This is a genomic window from Stenotrophomonas sp. YJH_SMC_110, assembly GCF_059369255.1.
Map to the genome: position 1 here is coordinate 138,125 of NZ_JCAFSM010000008.1, position 16,622 is coordinate 154,746.

At 68.0% G+C, this 16,622-nt stretch carries 12 protein-coding genes; 6 read left to right on the plus strand and 6 right to left on the minus strand.

Going from position 1 to position 16,622, the window contains the following annotated elements; genetic code table 11:
* Nucleotides 1–42: 42 nt before the first annotated feature.
* Nucleotides 43–660 carry a TetR/AcrR family transcriptional regulator gene (locus tag AC5P6H_RS15525; RefSeq protein ID WP_014645572.1) on the minus strand — a complete coding sequence of 206 codons (618 nt, stop codon included), beginning with the start codon at nucleotides 658–660 and terminating at the stop codon, nucleotides 43–45.
* A gap of 158 nt (nucleotides 661–818) precedes the next feature.
* On the opposite strand from AC5P6H_RS15525, the gene AC5P6H_RS15530 reads away from it, so the two are divergent.
* The 3 genes from AC5P6H_RS15530 to AC5P6H_RS15540 are packed head-to-tail and all read left to right on the plus strand — an operon-like array spanning nucleotide 819 to nucleotide 5,627.
* Nucleotides 819–1,982 carry an isovaleryl-CoA dehydrogenase gene (locus AC5P6H_RS15530; protein WP_014645571.1) on the plus strand — a complete coding sequence of 388 codons (1,164 nt, stop codon included), beginning with the start codon at nucleotides 819–821 and terminating at the stop codon, nucleotides 1,980–1,982.
* 10 nt (nucleotides 1,983–1,992) lie between these two features.
* Nucleotides 1,993–3,603, plus strand: coding sequence for a carboxyl transferase domain-containing protein (locus AC5P6H_RS15535; RefSeq protein ID WP_014645570.1), 1,611 nt, complete (start codon nucleotides 1,993–1,995; stop codon nucleotides 3,601–3,603).
* An 8-nt stretch (nucleotides 3,604–3,611) separates the two neighbouring features.
* Nucleotides 3,612–5,627 (plus strand): acetyl/propionyl/methylcrotonyl-CoA carboxylase subunit alpha, encoded by a 2,016-nt coding sequence (locus AC5P6H_RS15540; protein ID WP_495202859.1) that lies wholly within the window; start codon nucleotides 3,612–3,614, stop codon nucleotides 5,625–5,627.
* Between the two features lie 19 nt (nucleotides 5,628–5,646).
* Here the strand turns inward: AC5P6H_RS15540 and AC5P6H_RS15545 are convergent, their stop codons facing one another.
* Nucleotides 5,647–6,813, minus strand: a complete 1,167-nt coding sequence (locus AC5P6H_RS15545) for a putative peptide maturation dehydrogenase (protein ID WP_046427993.1) — start codon at nucleotides 6,811–6,813, stop codon at nucleotides 5,647–5,649.
* 138 nt (nucleotides 6,814–6,951) lie between these two features.
* Between AC5P6H_RS15545 and AC5P6H_RS15550 the strand changes: the two genes are divergently transcribed.
* On the plus strand, nucleotides 6,952–7,245 hold the full coding sequence (locus tag AC5P6H_RS15550) for an NHLP-related RiPP peptide (RefSeq protein WP_014645567.1): 294 nt from the start codon (nucleotides 6,952–6,954) through the stop codon (nucleotides 7,243–7,245).
* Nucleotides 7,246–7,252: 7 nt separating this feature from the next.
* Here the strand turns inward: AC5P6H_RS15550 and AC5P6H_RS15555 are convergent, their stop codons facing one another.
* From AC5P6H_RS15555 to aceB, 4 genes are all read right to left on the minus strand, one after another.
* A complete protein-coding gene (locus AC5P6H_RS15555) occupies nucleotides 7,253–9,742 on the minus strand; it encodes a putative peptide modification system cyclase (RefSeq protein WP_495202860.1) in 2,490 nt (829 codons plus the stop codon).
* A 13-nt stretch (nucleotides 9,743–9,755) separates the two neighbouring features.
* The gene (locus AC5P6H_RS15560; RefSeq protein WP_495202861.1) at nucleotides 9,756–10,796 is read right to left on the minus strand and encodes a GGDEF domain-containing protein; all 1,041 of its coding nucleotides are present in this window, start codon (nucleotides 10,794–10,796) and stop codon (nucleotides 9,756–9,758) included.
* A 432-nt stretch (nucleotides 10,797–11,228) separates the two neighbouring features.
* A complete protein-coding gene (aceA, locus tag AC5P6H_RS15565; protein WP_019337654.1) occupies nucleotides 11,229–12,530 on the minus strand; it encodes an isocitrate lyase in 1,302 nt (433 codons plus the stop codon).
* 64 nt (nucleotides 12,531–12,594) lie between these two features.
* On the minus strand, nucleotides 12,595–14,217 hold the full coding sequence (aceB, locus tag AC5P6H_RS15570; protein WP_495202862.1) for a malate synthase A: 1,623 nt from the start codon (nucleotides 14,215–14,217) through the stop codon (nucleotides 12,595–12,597).
* 109 nt (nucleotides 14,218–14,326) lie between these two features.
* On the opposite strand from aceB, the gene AC5P6H_RS15575 reads away from it, so the two are divergent.
* Both AC5P6H_RS15575 and AC5P6H_RS15580 read left to right on the plus strand, forming a co-directional pair.
* Nucleotides 14,327–15,295: a LysR family transcriptional regulator gene (locus AC5P6H_RS15575; RefSeq protein WP_046427979.1), complete on the plus strand. Its 969-nt coding sequence runs from the start codon at nucleotides 14,327–14,329 to the stop codon at nucleotides 15,293–15,295.
* Between the two features lie 337 nt (nucleotides 15,296–15,632).
* Complete coding sequence (locus AC5P6H_RS15580) at nucleotides 15,633–16,541, plus strand: LysR family transcriptional regulator (RefSeq protein ID WP_014645561.1); 909 nt, start codon at nucleotides 15,633–15,635, stop codon at nucleotides 16,539–16,541.
* Nucleotides 16,542–16,622 lie beyond the last annotated feature (81 nt).

The following is a 16,622-nucleotide window of genomic DNA, read 5'->3' on the forward strand; positions in this document are numbered from 1 at the left end:
AGGGATCTGACCCCAGCAACAGAAGCCGGCCAGCGGCCGGCGCTACCGGATTACCGGGGCACCGATCGCGCGCAGGCAGAAGCTGCAGATCGCATCCACCAGCGCGTCTTCGTCGCGGTGCGCTTCGCGGCTGGGCGCGGTCGGACCGACCATCGCTTCGGTGAAGGCGCCGACCAGGCACGCGGCGGCCACATGCGCGTCCTGCGCCGGCAGCTCACCGGCGGCCACGCCTTCCTCCACCAGCCGCAGGAACACGTCGCCGAACGCGCGACGTCCGCGCATGCGCTCGGCCTCCACGTCCGGATCGACCGGTTCGACGATGAAGGCGTGCGCCAGCCCCGGCCCGGCCAGGGCGCGGCGGACGAAGGCGGTGATTGCCAGCCGCAGGCGCTCGCTGGCCACCTCCGGACCGCTGGCGATGCGCTCCATGATCGCGACCTCGTGGGCCACCGCGGCGTTGAGCACCTCCACGAACAGCTCGGCCTTGGACGGGAAGTGGCGATAGATCAGGCCGGTGGACACCCCCGCCTGGGTCGCCACGGCGGTCACCGGGGCGTTGCGCCAGCCGCCGGTGGCGACCAGCTCGCGGGTGGCCAGCAGGATCCGTTCACGGGCGCCCGCCAGGCGTTCTTCCATCAATGCAGAGCGTTTATAGGCCATGTTCTGATTCTAGTTTCAATTTTTGAATTCGTATTCACTTCTTATCCGAACCCCGCTACGCTGGGCCATCGCCCGTGCGGGTGGCGGTCCTGCCGACCGCCGCCCGCTCCCCCGCCGGGTGCGTCCATTCCCTGCCATCCCGCCGTGGAGCCACCACAATGCACGTGCCATCCCTGAACTTCGATCTTGGCGAAGACATCGACCTGCTGCGCCAGAGCGTGGCCCATTTTGCCGCCGCCGAGGTCGCACCGCTGGCCGCCGAGGCTGATGCCAGCAACCAGTTCCCCCTGGCCCTGTGGCCGAAGCTGGGCGAACAGGGCCTGCTCGGCCTCACCGTGGAAGAAGAATACGGTGGTACCGGCATGGGCTACCTGGCCCACGTGGTGGCGATGGAAGAAATCTCGCGCGCCTCCGGCGGCATCGGCCTGTCCTATGGCGCGCACTCCAACCTGTGCGTGAACCAGCTGCGCAAGAACGGCAACGAAGAACAGAAGCAGCGCTTCCTGCCCGGCCTGTGCAACGGCAGCCTGGTCGGCGCGCTGGCGATGAGCGAACCGGGTGCCGGTTCGGATGTGGTGTCGATGAAGCTGCGCGCCGACAAGCGCGGCGACCGCTACGTGCTCAACGGCAACAAGATGTGGATCACCAACGGCCCGGATGCCGACGTGCTGGTGGTCTACGCCAAGACCGACATGGAGGCCGGTGCCAAGGGCATCACCGCGTTCCTGGTCGAGAAGGGCATGAAGGGCTTCTCCACCGCGCAGAAGCTGGACAAGCTCGGCATGCGCTCCTCGCCCACCTGCGAGCTGGTGTTCCAGGACTGCGAGATTCCCGAAGAGAACGTGCTGGGCCAGGTCGGCGGTGGCGTGCGCGTACTGATGTCCGGCCTGGACTACGAGCGCGTGGTGCTGTCCGGTGGCCCGCTGGGCCTGATGGCCGCGGCCATGGACGTGGTCATGCCCTATGTGCACGAGCGCCACCAGTTCGGCGAACCGATCGGCAGCTTCCAGCTGATCCAGGCCAAGATCGCCGACATGTACGTGGGCCTGGGTGCCTGCCGCGCGTATGTCTATGCCGTGGCGCGCGCCTGCGACCAGGGCCGCACCACCCGCCAGGACGCCGCCGGTGCGATCCTGTACGCCGCCGAGAAGGCCACCTGGCTGACCGGCCAGGCGATCCAGATCCTCGGCGGCAATGGCTACATCAACGAATACCCGACCGGCCGCTTGTGGCGCGACGCCAAGCTGTATGAAATCGGCGCCGGCACCTCGGAGATCCGCCGCATGCTGATCGGCCGCGAACTGTTCCAGCGCACCCTGTAAGGCCACCGCGATGACCGTCCTGAACAGCCAGCTGCAACCGGGCAGCGAAACGTTTGAAAGCAACCGCGCGGCCATGCAGGCCGTAGTCGACGACCTGCATGCCACCCTCGCGCGCACCGCGCTGGGTGGCAGTGAGGCGGCACGCGCCAAGCACACCGCGCGCGGCAAGCTGCTGGTGCGCGACCGCATCGACGCCCTGCTCGACCCCGGCAGCGCCTTCCTGGAAATCGCGCCGTTGGCCGCGCACGGCATGTATGAAGACGCCGTGCCCGCCGCGGGCGTGGTGGCCGGCATCGGCCGGGTGAGCGGCGTGGAATGCGTGATCGTGGCCAACGACGCCACGGTCAAGGGCGGCACCTATTACCCGATGACGGTGAAGAAGCACCTGCGCGCGCAGGAGATCGCCGAGCAGAACCACCTGCCGTGCATCTACCTGGTCGATTCCGGTGGCGCGTTCCTGCCGCTGCAGGACGAAGTCTTCCCCGACCGCGACCATTTCGGCCGCATCTTCTACAACCAGGCCAACCTGTCGGCGCAGGGCATTCCGCAGATCGCCTGCGTGATGGGCAGCTGCACCGCCGGTGGCGCCTATGTGCCGGCGATGAGCGACGAGACCGTGATCGTGCGCGAGCAGGGCACGATCTTCCTCGGCGGCCCGCCGCTGGTGAAGGCGGCCACCGGTGAAGTGGTCACGGCCGAGGAACTGGGTGGCGCCGACGTGCACACCCGCATCTCCGGCGTGGCCGACCACATGGCCGACAACGATCTGCAGGCACTGGCACGGGTGCGCGCGATCATCGCCCAGCTCAACTGGCGCAAGCCGGAACCGGCGATGGCGGTGCGGCCCCCTGAAGCGCCATTGCTGCCGGCCCATGAGCTGTATGGCGTGATCCCGGCCGATACGCGCAAGCCCTACGACGTTCGCGAAGTGATCGCGCGGCTGGTGGATGGCTCGCGCTTCGACGAGTTCAAGCCGCGCTACGGCGCAACGCTGGTGACCGGTTTCGCCCATCTGAACGGCTACCCGATCGGCATCATCGCCAACAACGGGATCCTGTTCTCCGAGTCGGCCCTGAAGGGCGCGCACTTCATCGAGCTGTGCACCCAGCGCAACATCCCGCTGGTGTTCCTGCAGAACATCACCGGCTTCATGGTCGGCCGCAAGTACGAACAGGGCGGCATCGCCAAGGACGGCGCCAAGCTGGTGATGGCGGTGGCCTGTGCCAGGGTGCCCAAGTTCACCGTGGTGATCGGCGGCTCGTTCGGTGCCGGCAACTACGGCATGTGTGGCCGTGCGTACTCGCCGAACTTCCTGTGGATGTGGCCGAACGCGCGCATCGGCGTGATGGGCGGCGAGCAGGCCGCCAGTGTGCTGGCCACGGTCAAGCGCGATGGCATTGAAGCCAAGGGCGGCCAGTGGCCGGCGGCGGAAGAGGATGCCTTCAAGGCACCGATCCGCGACCAGTTCGAACAGCAGGGCCACCCGTACTACGCCAGCGCGCGCCTGTGGGACGACGGCGTGATCGATCCGGCCGACACCCGCCAGGTGCTGGCGCTGGCGCTGTCGGCCAGCCTCAACGCCGCCCCGCAGCAGACGCGCTTCGGCGTGTTCCGCATGTGACCCGTGCCATGACCGAGCACGCTCCTATGAAGCACGTTGCCATGTTCAGCAAAGTCCTGATCGCCAACCGCGGCGAGATCGCCTGCCGCGTCATCGCCACCTGCCGCCGCCTCGGCATCGCCACCGTGGCGGTGTATTCCGATGCCGACCGCAACGCACGCCACGTGCGCCTGGCCGACGAAGCCGTCCACATCGGCCCGGCCGCCGCACGCGAGAGCTACCTGCGTGGCGATGCCCTGCTTGACGCCGCGCGCGCTACCGGCGCACAGGCCATCCACCCCGGTTACGGCTTCCTGTCCGAGAATGCCGACTTCGCCGATGCCTGTGCCGCCGCCGGCATCACCTTCATCGGGCCACCGCCCAGCGCGATCCGCGCGATGGGTGACAAGAGCGCGGCCAAGGCGCTGATGGCCAAGGCCGGTGTGCCGCTGACGCCGGGTTACCACGGTGACCAGCAGGCGCCGGACTTCCTGCGCGCGCAGGCCGATGGCATCGGCTACCCGGTGCTGATCAAGGCCAGCGCCGGTGGCGGTGGCAAGGGCATGCGCAAGGTCGAACGCAGCGAGGACTTCGTCGATGCGCTGGCCAGCTGCCAGCGCGAGGCGGCCTCGGCGTTCGGCAACGACCACGTGCTGGTCGAGAAGTACGTCGAGCGCCCGCGCCATATCGAGATCCAGGTGTTCGGCGACAGCCACGGTGAGGCGGTCTACCTGTTCGAGCGCGACTGCTCGGTGCAGCGCCGCCACCAGAAGGTGCTGGAAGAAGCACCCGCGCCGGGCATGAGCCCCGAACGTCGTGCTGCAATGGGCAAGGCCGCGGTCGATGCCGCACGCGCAGTGGGCTATGAGGGTGCGGGCACGGTGGAATTCATCGCCGGCCCGGACGGCGATTTCTACTTCATGGAAATGAACACCCGCCTGCAGGTCGAGCACCCGGTCACCGAATACATCACCGACACCGACCTGGTGGAGTGGCAGCTGCGCGTGGCTTCGGGCCAACCGCTGCCGCTGCGCCAGGACCAGCTGGCCATCCATGGCCACGCGATCGAAGCGCGGCTGTACGCCGAGGATGCCGACCGTGGCTTCCTGCCCTCCACCGGCACCCTGCGCCGCCTGCGCCTGCCGGCAGCGTCGGCCAACGTGCGCGTCGATACCGGCGTGGAGGAAGGTGACAGCATCACCCCGTACTACGATCCGATGATCGCCAAGCTGATCGTCTGGGACGTGGACCGCGACGCCGCGCTGCGCCGCATGAGCCAGGCCCTGGCCGACTGCCAGGTGGTGGGCGTGACCACCAACGCCGGCTTCCTGCGCCGCCTGGTGAATACCGATTCGTTCGCGCACGCCAGGCTGGATACGGCGCTGATCGAACGCGAACAGGCGGCATTGAGTGCCGTGGGCGACGCGGGTGCGGACCTGTGGCTGCTGGCCGCCGTGGCCGCGGTGGCAAGCACGGCGCCCGCCAGCACCGACGTGCGCGATCCGCATTCGCCGTGGCGGTCACAGGATGGCTGGCGCCTCGGTGCGTCCGCGCCGCGCGTAGTGCCGCTGCAGCAGGGCGAACGCAAGCACACGCTGAAGGTGTGGGCGCAGGCCGATGGCTGGCGCGTGCAGTGCGATGACGCTGCACCGGTGCGGGTGATCGGCACGGCCGATGTGCACGGACTGACGGTGCAGCTGGGCGAGCGCCGCGGGTCGCTGCAGCTGCTGCGCGACGGTAACCAGCTGTACCTGTTCGGCGCCGACGGCCAGCACCGCTTCACCCTGCATGATCCAGTGGGTGAATCGGACCACGCCGTGGCCGACGCCGGCAGCCTGCTGGCACCCATGCCGGGCAGGATCGTGGCCACGCTGGTCGCGGCCGGTACCGAGGTCAAGCGCGGCACGCCGCTGGTGGTGCTGGAAGCGATGAAGATGGAGCACACCCTGCAGGCACCGGCCGATGGCACGGTGAAGGGTTACCGTGCCAAGGCCGGCGACCAGGTCGGCGACGGCGCGGTGCTGGTGGACTTCGAGGCGACCTGATCGCCGGGGCGACGGCCGCTCAGCGGTCGTCGCCCGTCGCCACCCGCCCGGCCGGATCGAATTCGGCCGTGTCCAGCGTGGCACTGCGCCAGCCCAGGCCACAGATGGCCATCGCGCTCTGGCCGATGCCATCGAACCCAAAAGCACGATCGACATCGGCATCGTTGATCGCCGCTGTCACGAATGCTGCCAGCCCGCGCTCGGTGGCGCACAGGTACAGCAACTGCGAAATGTGGCCCACGTCCAGCGTCACCGCACGGTGCGCCTTGGCATGGTTGCGATACTTCCAGAAGCAGCGGTCATAACGCGGTGCCAGTACCAGCAGCGCTGGCGCATCGGCGAACCACGCCTGCCCGGACAGCATCCGCCGCGCCATCGCAGGCAACGCCTGCGGCGGTGGCGAGGGCAGCGGCAGCACGGCGTGCTGCACCGGATGATAGTGGTACAAGCCCGGTGCCAGTCCTTCCACGTTCTGCACCAGCAGGAAGCCCTCGGTGGGATGCAGGCCGCCACCGGAAGGCACGTTCTTCTTCAGGAACTCGGTATCGCGCTCGACCTTCTGCACCGCGTGCGCCATCAACGTCCGCTGCAGCACCTGGGCCAGCAGTGGCAGCGGCAACGCGCGCTGCGGGTCGAAATTGCGGCAGGTGGTGCGACGCGCCAGCAGTGCATCGAACGCGGCCTCTTCGCTGCGCGGCAGCGGCTGGTAGTCGCCCTGCATCGGCTGCACCACCGGCGGTGGCGGCCCCAGGCGCTGGCGCAGGCCGGCCGCGGTGTCCAAGCCCTGCCGGCGCATGTCCTCCACGCTGTCCACGGCCTGCCAGCGCGCATGGCGATGGGCCAGCGCAGCCAATGGCCACCACTGGCTGCGCCGCAGCGCCTCGTCGCGCATCTGGTGCCCCACCTCGCTCGGTGGGTCGGTCAACAGCAGGCCCTGTTCGACCAGGCGGGCCAGCATGGCCGGGCAGGCATCGGCGGGCGGTTCGCTCCAGCGGTGCGCGCTGAGCCCGCCCAGCAGCTGGCGCTCCTCGGCGTCCACCGGCAGTGGCTGGTCCAGGTGGGCGGCCAGCGCCACCCAGCTGATCTGGCTGTCCATCTCGGCGTGGCCGGCCAGCATCGCGCGCAGGTCCAGGGTGACCGCCTCGCGAGGCTCGAACATCAGGCTGGCGCAGCGGCGCAGGCGCATCGGTTTCCTTCCTTGTGCCGCACAGCCGGCATAGCAGCAACGACCGCAGCGCGGCCAACTTTAGCGACGTGCACAGCGCGGCCCTCAATGGCGGGCTGTCGCGGCCGATACGAGTAGCTCCACCTACGGACAATCCCCATGAGCCATCCCCGTCTTTCCGCCGCCGACGCCAGCACCCTGCTGGACCACCTGATCGGCAGCGAAGCGTTCCGCAGCCACTTCACCGCTTCGCCGGCCAAGGCCCTGGCCTCGATCGGGCTGGACGGTGCCGTTGGCGAAAACGACTGCATGAAGATCGGCACCCTGGCCTCGGTCGAGGAGCTGAGCCGCACCCGTGATTCGCTGCATGCGTACCTGAGTACCTCGACCGCCTCGATGACCGTGGTGTTCTGCTTCGAAGCCGACCGCATCGACGAGCGCGTCAACGCCTGAGTCCGCATCAGCGCGACACTCGCACCGACGTCGCCTCGGTGGCGATGTCGTGCACATTCAGGGGTTGCCAGACCTGCATGGACGCCACCTCGGCAATGGCCTGGCCGTGGTGCCGGGCCAGCCAGGCCTGCTCGCGACGCACGCCGGCAGTGTCCTGCTCGGCACGCAGTGCCTGCAGCAGCACAACGTGGGCCTGCACAGGTTCGCTGCCATCAAAGGTGGGCTCGAGCAGATGGCGTGCCGCCCGCGGACGCTGTTGCGCCAGTTCGGCCATCGCCAACACAACCCGACGCCACTTGCCCACCACAGGGCTGCGCTGCCGCTCCAGCAGTTCGCCATGGTCGCGCAGCCACTCTGCGGCCAGCGCATGCTGGCCCTGGCGCTGGGCCAGATAAGTCAGGGCCAGCAGCTGCAGGCTGCGGCTGCCCACGGCGGAGTCGTCGTTGTTCCGCAGCAGCGGCCGCAGCACGGCGGCAATGGATTCAAGCTCCTTCGCATCGCCGGCCGTGCACAGCGTGGTCACGGTGGCGTGCTGCAGGCGTTGATGGATCTGGTAGTCGATCAGATCCGGTGCTGGACCGTCCGCAGCAATCGCGGCATGCAAACTGCTGCAATCACGCTGCTCCGCAGCCACCAGCAGGTGGGCCCGCAGGCGCATGCGCTGTTGCAGGTCGTCCCCCCGCGGCAACCGCATCAACAGCTGCTGCGCCTGTGCATCCAGGCCCTGCGCAACCAGCACGTCCACATCCAGGTCGTCGGCCTCGTCATTGCCGCGCAGCATCCGTGCCTGGCGCAAGGTGCGCATTGCCTGCTGCGGCTGGCCGAGGCCCAGCTGTGCCCGCGCCAGATGGATGGTCGGATACAGCCGCAACGGGTCCTGAGGCACCGTCGCGGCGCGCGCATAGGGCTCGGCCTCGGTGAAGCGATTGTCCTGCAGCAACCCCCAGGAGGTATTGGACAGCCCAGCAAACGAATCCGGATAGATCTTGGCCAGTGCACGCCACTGTTCCAGCGGCCAGCCACCGGGTTCCAGTTCGGCCTGCCAGCCCTTCAGGTACAGGCGCTCACGCGCGGGCAGGCGCTGCTGCTGGGCCAGCGCGTGCTCCAGCGCGTCACGCGCGTCCGCGACCTGCGCGGTGCGCGCATGCAGCTTGGCCACGCCCATGTAGGCCAGGGCAAAACCGGGATCGATGTCGATCGCGGCCTGGTAGAGGTTGCGGGCTTCTTCGAAGCGACGCTGACCCAGTGCGCTCTCGGCCAGCGCGAACGCACGCAGTGCGCGCAGGTCCTGGGTCGAGGCGCGCGGCAGCGGCAGGGATTGCTCCAGGCTGGCCACCGACTCGCCCAGTCCGCGACGCAGGCGACCGACCACGTCGTCCACGGCGAACACCATCTGGTCGGATCGATCGGCGGTGGCGGTGAAGGTCTGGATCACCTGGCCACTGCCCGGTGCGGCAACATCGATGGCCAGCTCGTAGCCACCGATCTTCTGCCGCACGGTCGGCAGCAGCACCGCGCGCGCGCCCTCCCGCACCGCCACATGGACCGCGGTATCGCGGTTGAGCCGGGTATCGCCCGAGAGCCGCGCCATTTCCAGGCTTTCGCGGATCTTGCCTTCCGACAGCACGTTCACGTAGCGCGACTGTTCCAGCGCGATCCGGATCGCGTGCCGCATCGAGTCATCGAAGATCGGATCGCCGGTGAGGTTGTCGACATCGCCAAGCACCACCCAGTCACGTTCGGCGAAGGCAATGGCCGGCTCCGACCGCAGCAGCAGCCAGCCGCCCAGCACGGCCGCGGCAAGGATCAGGCCTTCGGCGGCCAGCACCAGCGGTTGCCGCCACAGCGGCAGGTCGCGGCGCGCCTTGGCGTTGGCGCGCGGCATGCGCAGCGGCGCCGAACCGATCTCGCCCACTTCGATCACTTCCTGCACCACCGGCACGCCCTTGAAGCGCCAGCGCCCGTGCGATTTCCACAGCAGGCGCGTGCCACGCTCGCCCAGTGCATCGGTGGCACGGCGGGTCAGCGATTCGGCCACCGCCGACAGCAGGATCTGGCCGGGGCGGGCCAGCATCATCAGGCGCGCCGCCATCGGCTTGGCCAGGCCTTCCACCTCCATCGACTTGGCACCGGCACGGACCGCCTCGGCACTGTTCTCCCAGGTCAGCACGTCGCCCACGTGCAGGCCGGCGCGCGCGCGCAGTTCAATCGCGCGCTGCTGGCCCAGCGCGTGCAGTTCGCGCTGGTAGTCCAGGGCGAAGCCCAGTGCGTCGACGACGCGCTCGAACAGCATGAACAAGCCATCGGAGCGATCGATCAGCTGGCCGTTCCAGCGCTGCTGCAGCACCAGTACCAGGCGATCGTGTTCCTGGAACAGGCTTGCCGCCGCCACATCGCCGATCCGCTCGACCAGCTGCAGCGAATCACACAGATCGGTGAACAGCAGGGCGCGCAGCTGTGGGCTATGCGGGGCTGACGTTCCGTTGTCGCCATTCATCGCCTGCCTCTCCCTATTGGCCGTCCGGATCATCCGCCCAGCGCAGGCAGTTGCCGCCATCGCGCTTGGCCTGGTACAGCGCACGATCCGCGCAGGCATACCACTCGCTCCAGCCTGCCTCCGGCGCCAGCAGGCAGGCGCCGATGCTGACCAGGCTCACATGCGGCGTGCCATGGCTGCGCTCGAGCAGGCCATGCACCGCACTGATGATGAACTCGGCCGCGTGCTGCACGATCTCGCGGTTGCCACGGCGCAGGATCAGGCAGAACTCATCGCCACCAAGCCGGCAGGCCAGGTCCTGCTCGCCGGCCATCGAGCGCAGGATGTTGCCCATGCTCTGCAGCACGCGGTCGCCGGCCTGGTGGCCGTGGCGGTCGTTGATCTGCTTGAAGCGGTCGCAATCGATCAGCAGCAGCGCCTGCGGCGGCCCCTCGGCCCGCTCGCGGCACTCCTGCAGGTACAGGGTGAGGCCTCGCCGGTTGTGCAGCCCGGTCAGTTCATCGGTACGCACCAGCTCACGGGTGTGGGTCAACTGATGGGTAGTGATGTACAGATTGTCCAGCGCGGTTTCCAGATCGTGGTTGCGCCGGCGCAGCTGTGCGATCAGTGCCTGTTCGTTGGCCAGCACGCGCATGATCGTGCGGCGCAGGAAATAGGCCACCAGGCCGGGATCGGATTCGACCAGCCGATGGAAATCGGCCGGGCCCAGCTCCAGCACATCGCAGTCGACCAGCGCGCGCGCACTGGCGCTGCGCAGGTGGTCGCCGACCAGCAGGCCCAGTTCTCCGAAGAACTCGTGCTGCCCGAGCGTCTTGATCACCAGGTCCTCGCCGAAGTCCAGTTCGATCTGGCCTTCGAGGATCACATACATGCGCTCGCCGCGGTGGCCACGCTGGAACAGCCACTGTCCGGCACGGAGCTTGCATGTGCGGGCGAATCTGGCGAACAATGCCACCTCGGCATCGGACAACAGAGCGTGCACGATCTCGGCCATCGCCACCCGGGCGATACCTGTCGTCACATCACTGTTCTCGGCCGCACCCCTGCCGGTCATTCCCTGCACCCGCCGCCAGCGTCCCCTGGTGAGCCGCGGAGCATAGCACCGCTTTAAAGTGTGCGCCCTATCTCATTTTGACCCTTCTGCCGATCTTGATTGATGTGAAGATCGGTGATGGCCCGTTCTGGTCACGGGTGTCCGGGCAAAACTCCTGCTGGATCAATCCGATGCCGGGCTTCACAGGGTTTCGGCCAAGTTGCCGGCACCGGGGTGCGCCTGATTGACGCTCCGCGCGTGCTGCGCCCTTGCATCGATACAACAACGCCGGCAGGTCCCCCGACCGGCCGGCGTTGTCTGGCCCTTCCCTGGCCACCCTGATCACCCGGAGCCCGGTAGTGCCGGCCGCTGGCCGGCAACTGCATGGGCTTCGGAAACATCGATGGGTTGCCGGCCAGCGGCCGGCACCACCGGATCACGCGGCGCGCCGCATCACGCCGCGCGTTCGCTGCGCCCGCCATGGAACTGTTCTTCCTCGGTCGAGCCGGTCAGCGCGGTGGTCGACGACTGGCCCTGCTGGATCGCCTGGGTCACCGCATCGAAGTAGCCGGTACCGACCTCGCGCTGGTGCTTGACCGCAGTGAAGCCGCGCTCGGCCGCTTCGAACTCGGCTTCCTGCAACTCGACGAACGCGCTCATCTGGCGGCGTGCGTAGCCGTGGGCCAGGTTGAACATGCCGTAGTTCAACGCATGGAACCCGGCCAGGGTGATGAACTGGAACTTGTAGCCGTAGCTGCCCAGTTCGCGCTGGAACTTCGCAATGGTGGCGTCGTCCAGGTTCTTCTTCCAGTTGAAGCTGGGCGAGCAGTTGTAGGCCAGCAGCTTGCCCGGGAACTTCGCATGGATCGCCTCGGCGAACCTGCGTGCGAATTCCAGGTCCGGCTTGCCGGTCTCGCACCACACCAGGTCGGCGTAGGGCGCGTAGGCCAGGCCACGGCTGATCGCCTGGTCCAGGCCGTTGCGGGTCTTGTAGAAGCCTTCGACGGTGCGCTCGCCGGTGGTGAACGGCTTGTCGTTGCCGTCGATGTCGCTGGTCAGCAGATCCGCGGCTTCGGCATCGGTACGCGCCACCAGCAGGGTCGGCACACCCAGCACATCGGCGGCCAGGCGCGCGGCATTGAGCTTCTCGATCGCCTCGCGGGTCGGCACCAGCACCTTGCCGCCCATGTGCCCGCACTTCTTCACCGATGCCAACTGGTCTTCGAAATGCACGCCGGCGGCACCGGCCTCGATCATCGCCTTCATCAGTTCGAACGCATTGAGCACGCCGCCGAAACCGGCCTCCGCATCGGCGACGATCGGCTGCAGGAAGTCGATGTCGTCCTTGCCTTCGGCGTGGTGCAGCTGGTCGGCGCGCAGCAGCGTGTTGTTGATGCGCTTGACCACTGCCGGCACCGAATCGGCCGGGTACAGCGACTGGTCCGGATACATCTGCCCGGCCAGGTTGGCGTCGGCCGCCACCTGCCAACCGGACAGGTAGATCGCCTTCAGGCCCGCCTTGACCTGCTGCATGGCCTGGTTGCCGGTCAATGCACCCAGCGCGTTGACGAACTCGCGCTCATGCAGCGACGCCCACAGCTTCTCCGCACCCAGGCGGGCCAGCGAATGCTCGATGTGGACGGTGCCGCGCAGGCGCACCACGTCGGCGGCGCTGTAGTTGCGCTGGATGCCTTCCCAGCGCGGGTTGGTATCCCAGTCGTGCTGGATCTGTTCGGCAGTGGGCAGCTTGCTCATGTCTTTCTCCAGTTCGGTTCGTGCGTGCAGCGGGGAGGGAAACGGCGGGAATCGCGGGCGGCGATCAGTCGATGCGCGCGTAGGCCGGCAGGGTCAGGAAATCGGTCAGTTCGTCGCTGCGGCTCAGTTCGCCGAGCAGGGCGATGGCCTCGCCGATGCGTGCGCCACCGGGCAGCGTGGCGGTGTCGCCCAGCCGTGCCGGCAGCTGTGCCAGCGTGGCATCCAGCAGTGCCAGGTCGATGGCGGTGCCATCGTCCAGCTGCTGGCCCGGCGTATGCAGCCACTGCCACAACTGGCTGCGGCTGATCTCGGCGGTGGCCGCGTCCTCCATCAGGTGGTGGATCGGCACGCAGCCGTTGCCATCCAGCCATGCCGCCAGGTAGCGCACGCAGACTTCCACGTTGCCTTCGAAGCCGGCGCGGGCGATGGTGCCGGGCGGCCGTGCGATCAGTTCGTCGCGGCCGACGCACACATCCTGGCGCAGCACGCTGTGCTGGTTCGCACCGGGCATGTGTTCGTCGAAGATCGCCATCGCCACCGGAATCAGCGCCGGATGCGCGACCCAGGTGCCGTCGTGGCCGGCGGTCACTTCGCGCAGCTTGTCAGCGCGCACGCGGGCCATCGCCTGTTCGTTGGCGGCGGCATCGTTGTTGATCGGAATCTGCGCGGCCATGCCGCCCATCGCATGTGCACCACGGCGATGGCAGGTCTGGATCAGCAGTTCCGAATAGGCCTTCAGGAACGGCTGGGTCATGGTCACCTGGCCGCGCTCGGGCAGCACGCGGTCGGCGTGGCGCCGGAAGGTCTTCAGGTACGAGAAGATGTAGTCCCAGCGCCCACAGTTCAGGCCGACGATGCGGTCACGCAGCGCGTGCAGGATCTCATCCATCTCGAACACCGCCGGCAGCGTTTCGATCAGCACGGTCACCTTGATCTGGCCGTGCGGCAGGCCGAGCATGCCTTCGATGTGCGACAGCGCGGTTTCCCACAGCGCCGCCTCTTCCATGCTCTGCAGCTTGGGCAGGTAGAAGTACGGGCCGCGGTCCTTCGCCTGCAGGGTGCGGGCGTTGTGGAAGGCGAACACCGCCGCGTCGAACAGGCCGCCGGCGATGAACTGGCCATCGATGCGCACGTGCTTTTCGTCCATGTGCCAGCCACGCGGGCGCACGATCAGCACCGCCTGCTCGTCATGCGGGCGCAGCGTGTAGTGCTTGCCATTGGGGGCGGTGTAGTCGAGATCGCCACGCACCGCGGCGGCCAGCGACTGCTGCCCGGCCAGCAGGTTGCGCCAGGTCGGCGAGGTCGAATCCTCGAAGTCGGCCATGAACACCTTGGCGCCGGAGTTCAGCGCGTTGATGACCATCTTCGGGTCGGTGGGGCCGGTGATCTCGACGCGGCGGTCCTGCAGCGCGGCCGGCAGCGGCGCAACGCGCCAGTCGCCGCTACGGATCGCAGCGGTGTCTTCGCGGAAGTCCGGCAGGCCGCCCTGGTCGAAGAACGCCTGGCGCTCGCGGCGCGCCTGCAGCCGTGCCTGCCGCCCCGGTTCCACCGCACGGTGCAGCGACACCAGCAGGGCCAGCAGCGGCGCCGGCAGCAGGGTGTCCTGGCCGGCCACGCGGGTCGCCAGGGCGATGCCGGGGGTAGCCTTGCTGGCAGGGGTGGAAACAGCGGAAGCGACGGCGGACATGGGGCGACTCCAGCGGTGGGGAACGCCTCCACGGTGCCGCTGGGCCGGAGTATTTGGCAAAACAGTTTTTGCAATGTTCTACATAAGTTGTGCTAATACTCGTGACACGATGAGCACACGCACCCCGCCAAGTCCGCGTTTTTCCTACAAATCCGACCGGCTGAAGCCATTGCGTGCGTTCTGCCAGACGGTGCGCCTGGGCTCGGTCTCACGGGCGGCTGAGGCACTTTTCGTCAGCCAGCCGGCCATCAGCCTGCAGTTGCAGGCCCTGGAACGGGAACTGGGGGTGCCGTTGTTCGAGCGCAGTGGGCGCCGCCTGGTACCCAGCCGCGAGGGCCAGCTGCTGTACGAGATGGCGCAGCCGCTGGTGGAGAACCTGGACGGGCTGGAGGCGCGCTTCCGCGACAAGGTGCGCGGCCTGGACGCGGGCGAGCTGAACATCGCCGCCAACAGCTCGACCATCCTGTACCTGCTGCCGAAGATCGTCGAGCGCTTCCGCCTGCACCACCCGGACGTGCGCCTGACCCTGCACAACGCGATCAGCGCCGATGGCACCGACCTGCTGCGCGAGGATGCCGCCGACCTGGCGATCGGTTCGATGACCGATGTACCGGCCGACCTGACCTACGCCCCGGCCTACCGCTTCGAGCAGGTGCTGATCGCGCCGCACGACCATCCGCTGGCCAGTGGCGGCGAGCTGGAGCTGGCTGACATCGCGCGCTATCCGCTGGTGCTGCCGCCGAAGCGGCAGATCACCTACCGGCTGGTTGACCAGGTGTTCCAGCGCCACCGCATCGCCTACACCGTGGCACTGGAAGTGGGCGGCTGGGAGGTGATCAAGCAGTACGTGGCGATGGGCATGGGCATTTCCATCGTGCCGGCGCTGTGCCTGAACGAGGCCGACCGCGAGCGGTTGGCGGCGCGGTCGATGAAGCGCTGGTTCCCCGAGCGCAGTTACGGGGTGATCGTGCGCCGGGGCAAGGCGCTGTCGGCGCAGGCGCGCGCGTTCATCGAGCTGATCCAGCCGGAGTTGTTCAGTCCGCGCGATTACGACCAGAGCGGGCATTCGGAGCGGTGAGGGGTGTTCGGCAGGGCTGCGCCCTGCACCTGCTGAATCAACGTCAACGGCAACGTCAAAAGCGGGCATTCCGTAGATGGCGGGGCGGTGTGGGTGGGCAGGACACGCCGTGAACCCCTCCTTGGGGGCTCGATGGCGCCATCCATGGCGCCAACGGTCCTGCCCACCCACACCGCCCCGCCTCTGACAGTTGGTCGCTGCTGTTGGTGGGTGTCGACCTTGGTCGACACGGTAGATCCACGCCATGCGTGGATGACGGGTGACCGGGGTCAGATCCGTTTTCCGCAGGAAAACGGATCTGACCCCATTTGTGGCTGGCGATGCATAGACTGGGCGCATGTCCATCGAACTCCGCCACCTGCGTTACTTCCTCGCCGTTGCCGATACGCTGCACTTCGGCCAGGCGGCGGAGCGGCTGGGCATGTCGCAACCGCCGCTCAGCCAGCAGATCCGCCAGCTGGAAGACCTGATCGGGGCGCGCCTGTTCGTGCGCAGCCATCGTCGTGTGCAGCTGACGCCCGCGGGTGAGCTGCTGCAGGAGCGCGCACGGGCCATCGTGCAGCAGGTGGAAACCGCGGTGGACGAGGTACAGCGCGCGCAGCGCGGCGAGCAGGGCGAACTGCGTATCGGCCTGACCCGGGCCACGCCGCTGTCGCCGCAGATTCCGCGTTCGATCCTGCGCTACCGCCAGCAGTACCCACAGGTGCGGCTGCAGCTGAGCGAGATGAACACGCTGCAGCAGATCGATGCGCTGCTCGACGGTTCACTGGACGTGGGCATCATCCGCAAGCGCGCATTGCCGCCGGAGCTGGTGGCGCACAGCCTGTTCGTCGATCCACTGGCGTTGATCGTGCATGCCGACCACCCTGCCCTGCGCAGGCTGTCGAAGCAGGGCACGTTGTCGCTACGCGACTTCGCGCAGGAGCCATTCGTGGCATTTCGCCGCAGCGCGGGCGCGGGCATCCATGACCACATGATCGCGCTGTGCGCGGCCGCCGGGTTCACGCCGCGCATCGTGCAGGAAGCCGGTGAGGCATCGACATTGATCAGTCTTGCGGCTGCAGGCCTGGGTGCGGCGATCCTGCCCTCGTCCTGCGATCACATCCGCGTGGAAGGCGCGCGCTTCGTGGCGCTGGCCGATGCCGGTGCGCATTCGGAGGTGCAGCTGGCATGGCACCGCGAGGGGGTGACGCCGCTGATCCGCAACTTCGCCGGGCTGTTGCGCGGGGCGTTCGCCGAAGGGTGAAGTGCCACCCACCTAGGTTTGGTAGACGCCAACCTTGGTTGGCTGCCGTGCCAGAGCGCCGACCAAGGTCGGCATCTACCA

Coding starts and splice junctions, on each gene's coding strand:
- AC5P6H_RS15525 (WP_014645572.1), bottom strand. CDS start 660: ATGGCCTATAAACGCTCTGCATTGATGGAAGAACGCCTGGCGGGCGCC.
- AC5P6H_RS15530 (WP_014645571.1), top strand. CDS start 819: ATGCACGTGCCATCCCTGAACTTCGATCTTGGCGAAGACATCGACCTG.
- AC5P6H_RS15535 (WP_014645570.1), top strand. CDS start 1,993: ATGACCGTCCTGAACAGCCAGCTGCAACCGGGCAGCGAAACGTTTGAA.
- AC5P6H_RS15540 (WP_495202859.1), top strand. CDS start 3,612: ATGACCGAGCACGCTCCTATGAAGCACGTTGCCATGTTCAGCAAAGTC.
- AC5P6H_RS15545 (WP_046427993.1), bottom strand. CDS start 6,813: ATGCGCCTGCGCCGCTGCGCCAGCCTGATGTTCGAGCCTCGCGAGGCG.
- AC5P6H_RS15550 (WP_014645567.1), top strand. CDS start 6,952: ATGAGCCATCCCCGTCTTTCCGCCGCCGACGCCAGCACCCTGCTGGAC.
- AC5P6H_RS15555 (WP_495202860.1), bottom strand. CDS start 9,742: ATGAATGGCGACAACGGAACGTCAGCCCCGCATAGCCCACAGCTGCGC.
- AC5P6H_RS15560 (WP_495202861.1), bottom strand. CDS start 10,796: ATGACCGGCAGGGGTGCGGCCGAGAACAGTGATGTGACGACAGGTATC.
- aceA (WP_019337654.1), bottom strand. CDS start 12,530: ATGAGCAAGCTGCCCACTGCCGAACAGATCCAGCACGACTGGGATACC.
- aceB (WP_495202862.1), bottom strand. CDS start 14,217: ATGTCCGCCGTCGCTTCCGCTGTTTCCACCCCTGCCAGCAAGGCTACC.
- AC5P6H_RS15575 (WP_046427979.1), top strand. CDS start 14,327: ATGAGCACACGCACCCCGCCAAGTCCGCGTTTTTCCTACAAATCCGAC.
- AC5P6H_RS15580 (WP_014645561.1), top strand. CDS start 15,633: ATGTCCATCGAACTCCGCCACCTGCGTTACTTCCTCGCCGTTGCCGAT.